General features: G+C 64.0%; 5 protein-coding genes and 1 CRISPR repeat array. Of the genes, 2 read left to right on the top strand and 3 right to left on the bottom strand.

From position 1 onward, the window contains the following. Positions 1-5 precede the first annotated feature (5 nt). A CRISPR array of direct repeats spans positions 6-453; the repeat unit is 28 nt; unit sequence GTTCGCTGCCGCATAGGCAGCTCAGAAA. Positions 454-583: 130 nt separating this feature from the next. Together ybeY and G486_RS0116805 are read right to left on the bottom strand one after the other, a co-directional pair. Further along, positions 584-1,042 (bottom strand): rRNA maturation RNase YbeY, encoded by a 459-nt coding sequence (ybeY, locus tag G486_RS0116810; RefSeq protein WP_027016579.1) that lies wholly within the window; start codon positions 1,040-1,042, stop codon positions 584-586. 45 nt (positions 1,043-1,087) lie between these two features. After that, positions 1,088-2,089, bottom strand: coding sequence for a PhoH family protein (locus tag G486_RS0116805; protein ID WP_027016578.1), 1,002 nt, complete (start codon positions 2,087-2,089; stop codon positions 1,088-1,090). Positions 2,090-2,204: 115 nt separating this feature from the next. On the opposite strand from G486_RS0116805, the gene ruvA reads away from it, so the two are divergent. Continuing rightward, positions 2,205-2,780 carry a Holliday junction branch migration protein RuvA gene (gene ruvA, locus G486_RS0116800; protein WP_027016577.1) on the top strand — a complete coding sequence of 192 codons (576 nt, stop codon included), beginning with the start codon at positions 2,205-2,207 and terminating at the stop codon, positions 2,778-2,780. A gap of 141 nt (positions 2,781-2,921) precedes the next feature. Here the strand turns inward: ruvA and G486_RS0116795 are convergent, their stop codons facing one another. Next, on the bottom strand, positions 2,922-3,500 hold the full coding sequence (locus tag G486_RS0116795) for a peroxiredoxin (protein WP_051303641.1): 579 nt from the start codon (positions 3,498-3,500) through the stop codon (positions 2,922-2,924). A 167-nt stretch (positions 3,501-3,667) separates the two neighbouring features. Between G486_RS0116795 and ruvB the strand changes: the two genes are divergently transcribed. Beyond that, positions 3,668-4,720: a Holliday junction branch migration DNA helicase RuvB gene (ruvB, locus tag G486_RS0116790; RefSeq protein ID WP_027016575.1), complete on the top strand. Its 1,053-nt coding sequence runs from the start codon at positions 3,668-3,670 to the stop codon at positions 4,718-4,720. Positions 4,721-5,094 lie beyond the last annotated feature (374 nt).

Below are 5,094 nucleotides of genomic sequence, written 5' to 3'. Positions count from 1 at the left end.
CGTGGGTTCGCTGCCGCATAGGCAGCTTAGAAAAAAGTCAGGCCAGCGGCCAATTTTGAACAGGAGTTCGCTGCCGCATAGGCAGCTTAGAAAAGCGCCTGGCGTACCTGTGATGATCGTGATCAGTTCGCTGCCGCATAGGCAGCTCAGAAAAGTTCAGCCCAAATTGTAGAGAGATACTGAAGGTTCGCTGCCGCATAGGCAGCTCAGAAATTGCTCATCCAGGGCCTTGATCTGCTGGTAGAGTTCGCTGCCGCATAGGCAGCTCAGAAAGAGCAAGACCGCTTCGACGACATCACCAGTCAGTTCGCTGCCGCATAGGCAGCTCAGAAATGAGGGCGTCGGTGCTTTCGTGGCCCGCGCGCGTTCGCTGCCGCATAGGCAGCTCAGAAACTGGGCTACAGCAGCAAGGACCACGGCACGATGTTCGCTGCCGCATAGGCAGCTCAGAAGCTGTCGGCCCGGGCACCAGGTCGCAGTGATGGGCTCCTTGCCGCATAGGCAGCTTTAAAGCCCGCTCTCCCTGGATGAGTACGGGCATGCGGTGCGCTGCAGCAGGGGCTGGCTGCGCCCAATGGCAAAGTCATTTGGCATAAGGGTCTTGAAAGCCCAGCTCCAGCATGATGGCGGTTTCGTAGGCTTCCATTTCCTCGGCGTCCTGCTCACTGGTTTCGTGGTCCCAGCCTTGGGCGTGCAGGGTGCCGTGGACCAGCAGGTGGGCGTAGTGCTCCTGCAGGCTTTTGTTTTGCTCCAAGGCTTCGCGCTCGACCACGGGCGCGCAGAGCACGAGGTCGGCCATGACGCTCGGCTCCTGCTGGTAGTCGAAGGTCAGCACATTGGTGGCGTAGTCCTTTTTGCGGTACTCGCGGTTCAGTTGCCGGCCTTCCTCGGCGTCGACGATGCGCACGGTGATCTCCGCGTCCACGGCCAGCGCATGGCGTATCCAGCGCGCGACTTTGGTGCGCGGCAGCTGGGTGCGGTGCTCGGCTGCTTCGGCAAAGCGCGCGAATTGCAGGGATAGTTGCAGCTGATTCAGAGGCATTTTGGCTTGTATCGCTTGTGTATCAAGTGCTGTGTGCTATTGATTTCAGAGTTCTTCGCTGCCCGGCAGGGGGCGTGTGCTGCGTGTGCGCTTGGGGGTGGAGGTGCCCTCGCTGGCGCGGCCGCGTGCTTCGTAGGCATCGACGATGCGTGCCACCAGCGGGTGGCGCACCACGTCGGCGCTGGTGAAGCGGTTGATCGCAATGCCTTTGACGCGCTTGAGCACGCGCTCGGCATCGATGAGGCCGCTGGGCGCACCCTTGGGCAGGTCGATCTGGCTCACGTCGCCGGTGACCACGGCCTTTGCGCCAAAGCCTATGCGCGTGAGAAACATCTTCATCTGCTCGGGCGTGGTGTTCTGGGCTTCGTCGAGGATCACGAAGGCGTTGTTCAGCGTGCGCCCGCGCATGAAGGCCAGCGGAGCGATCTCCAGCACATTGCGCTCGAAGGCTTTTTGCACGCGGTCATAGCCCATGAGGTCGTAGAGCGCGTCGTAGAGCGGGCGCAGATAGGGGTCGACCTTTTGCGTGAGGTCGCCGGGCAGAAAGCCCAGGCGTTCGCCGGCTTCCACGGCCGGACGCGTGAGCACGATGCGCTGCACGTTGTTGCGCTCCAGCGCATCCACGGCGCAGGCCACGGCCAGATAGGTCTTGCCCGTGCCGGCCGGGCCGATGCCAAGGGTGATGTCGTGGCGCGCAATGTTCTCCAGGTACGCGGCCTGGTTGGGCGTGCGTGCACGCAGGTCGGTGCGGCGCGTACTCAGCTGGGGCGAGTCCAGGGGCGCTTCCAGCATCTCGGCATCGCCTGCGAGCATGAGCTGCAGCGTGTCCTCGGCGATGGCATCGTCCGCCATTTCATAGAGCGCCTCCAGCAGCTCCAGCGCTTCCTGGGCCTTGGCCTTGGGGCCGTCGATCTTGAACTGCTCGTGCCGGTGGGCGATCTTCACCCCCAGGGCTTGCTCCATGGTGCGCAGATGTGCATCGGCCGGGCCGCACAAATGACTCAGGCGGTTGTTGTTGAGGGGAGTGAAGGTGTGGCGCAGGATCACGCGGATAATTCCGTAGGACTTGTGCAGGCACGCGGGCGAGCATCGATGCTCGCCTCATCGCGCTGCGCAAGTCATGTTCCAATGAAAAGCCGCCATCAGGCGGCAGAGGACTTGAATGATAGGCAAATTGACGGGAACTCTGCTGGAGAAAAACCCGCCCGAGGTGTTGGTCGACTGTGGCGGCGTGGGTTATGAGGTGCAGGTGCCCATGAGCACCTTCTACAACCTGCCGGCCAGCGGCGCCCGGGTCAGCCTGCTCACGCACTTCGTGGTGCGCGAGGATGCGCAACTACTCTATGGTTTTGGCACACCCAGTGAGCGCCAGGCGTTTCGCTCGCTGATCAAGGTCACGGGCATCGGTCCGCGCATGGCGCTGTCGGTGCTCAGCGGCATGAGCGTGGATGATCTGGCTCAGGCCGTGACCCTGCAGGAGGTGGGCCGGCTGGTCAAGGTGCCGGGCATCGGCAAGAAGACGGCCGAGCGCCTGCTGCTGGAGCTCAAGGGCAAGATCGGGGCGGATACGGGGGCTCAGTCACTGTTTGCCAACAACAATGAGCACAACGACATTCTGCAGGCCTTGATGGCCCTCGGCTATTCCGACAAGGAGGCCTCGCTGGCGCTCAAGAAGCTGCCGCCCGATGTGGGCGTGAGCGAGGGTATCAAGCTGGCGCTCAAGGCCCTGACGAAATAGCTTGCCCCTGAGGCGCGAAGCGCCTTCCCCCAATGGGGATGACAGCCTCGCCGCGAGGCGGCTCCTGCCCGCTGTCCCTGCGTGGGTCCCTGCGGGCTTGAGGCGCTGCCAGCCATGGCTGAGTGTGGGCGCGGGACGCTGTTATTGCTTGCCGCCTTGCTGCAGCTGCCTGACCGCAGCTTCGGTCTTTTGCACATGGACTTGGGGGTCCGAACCCGAGTGGACGAACTTGATCTTGCCGTCCTGGCCTATCACGTAGGAGATGCGGTCCGCGCGCTCAGGATTGGCTGCAGCGCCCGCATCATAAGCCTTGATGGTCTGTGCCCTGGGGTCGGAGGCCACGGCGAACTGGTCGCGACAGGCCTCCGATGAGAAGCGTTTCAGCGTCGTGATGTCGTCATGGGACATGCCGACCACGCTGGCCCCCAGGGCCTTGAAGCGTGGCGTGGCCTCGGCGAACGCATGGGCTTCGAGCGTGCAGCCCTTGGTGAAGGCCTTGGGAAAGAAGTACAGCACCACAGGCCCGTTCTTGAGCGCGGCAGCCATGTCGAAGTCGAACGCCTGGCCGGCCACGGCTGCAGGCGTGGTGAAGCCGGGAGCGCTGTCGCCGACCTTGAGCGCGGCCTGGCTCAGCGGCGCGAACAGCGAGCCCAGGATGGCGGCGACCAGCCAGGGCTGGCCGATCAGGGAGCGGGAGGTGGAGCGGGAGCTGTGTGGCATGGCCTGGGCTTGAGGGGAGTGAACGTCGTGCCATTGTCCCCGGATGTGCTTGCGACTTTGGCAGGCGCCTGCGCATGACCATGCAGGCTGTGCCTGAAATCGATGCCGCCCCAGGTCGGCGAGTCCCTTGTCGTGGGGCCTGGCGGCGCAGGGCACAATGTGCGCCTATGACGATTGTTGTCGATGAATTCGCACCGGCGCCCAAGCCTGCGCAGCGCGTGGTGTCCGGCGGGACGGCCTCGCACCAGGAGGAGGCGCTGGAGCGCGCGCTGCGCCCCAAGCTGCTCGATGAATATGTGGGCCAGGCCAAGGCCCGCGAGCAGCTGGAGATCTTCATAGGTGCGGCGAAAAAGCGCGGCGAGGCGCTGGACCATGTGCTGCTGTTCGGCCCGCCGGGCCTGGGCAAGACCACGCTCTCGCACATCATCGCGGCCGAGCTGGGCGTGAACCTGCGCCAGACCAGCGGCCCGGTGCTCGAAAAGCCCAAGGATCTTGCGGCCCTGCTGACCAATCTCGAACCCAACGATGTGCTGTTCATCGACGAGATCCACCGGCTCTCGCCCGTGGTCGAGGAAATCCTCTACCCGGCGCTGGAGGACTACCAGATCGACATCATGATTGGCGAAGGGCCGGCGGCGCGCTCCATCAAGCTCGATCTGCAGCCCTTCACCCTGGTGGGCGCGACCACGCGTGCGGGCATGCTGACGAATCCGCTGCGCGACCGCTTCGGCATCGTGGCGCGGCTGGAGTTCTACAGCGCCGAGGAGCTGGCGCGCATCGTCAAGCGCAGCGCAGGCCTGCTGCAGGCCCCCATCGATGACGAGGGCTGCTTCGAGATCGCACGCCGCTCGCGCGGCACGCCGCGCATTGCCAACCGCCTGCTGCGCCGCGTGCGCGACTATGCGGATGTGAAGGGCGATGGCCGCATCACGCGCGAGATGGCCGACAAGGCCCTGGCCATGCTCGACGTGGACCCGCAGGGCTTTGACATCATGGACCGCAAGCTGCTCGAAGCCGTGGTGCATCGCTTCGACGGCGGCCCTGTGGGGCTGGACAACATCGCGGCCAGCATAGGCGAGGAGTCGGGCACCATCGAGGACGTGATCGAGCCCTATCTGATCCAGCAAGGATTTTTGCAGCGCACCCCGCGCGGACGCATGGCCACACGCGCCGCGTATCTGCACCTGGGCCTTGCGGCGCCCGACCCTGCGCAGGGCTGAAAAAGTATAAAAATAAGAGCTGCCAGCGCTTGTCATTCATTGGTTTCAGCTATGAATGCAGTTGAAATCGCCAGGTGACAGGTGCTGGCAGCTCTTATTTTTGATAGCTACTGCTTTGCAGCCTCAACGGCATGCCGGTATGGCTTCTTCCTCTTTCAGTGGAGGGCGGGGATGGGGCGATGGCTTGAGTGACGCTGGCAATGCGGGAAGAACTCGCGCCGCTGACCTCCTCCCCAGCCCTCCCCCAAAAAGGGAGGAGCCAAGCCAGAGGCCTGGCGTATCAAACCGGCGCGGCACAGCTCAGGGACGCCGAGCAAGAGCCGCCTCGCGGCGAAGGCGTCCGTCCCCTTCGGGGGAAGGCATGTCATGCCCAG

It is taken from the genome of Comamonas composti DSM 21721 (assembly GCF_000429845.1).
Lineage (GTDB): Bacteria > Pseudomonadota > Gammaproteobacteria > Burkholderiales > Burkholderiaceae_C > Comamonas > Comamonas composti.
The sequence above is the reverse complement of the archived record's forward strand: the minus strand, read 5'-3'. Positions and strand labels throughout refer to the sequence as shown.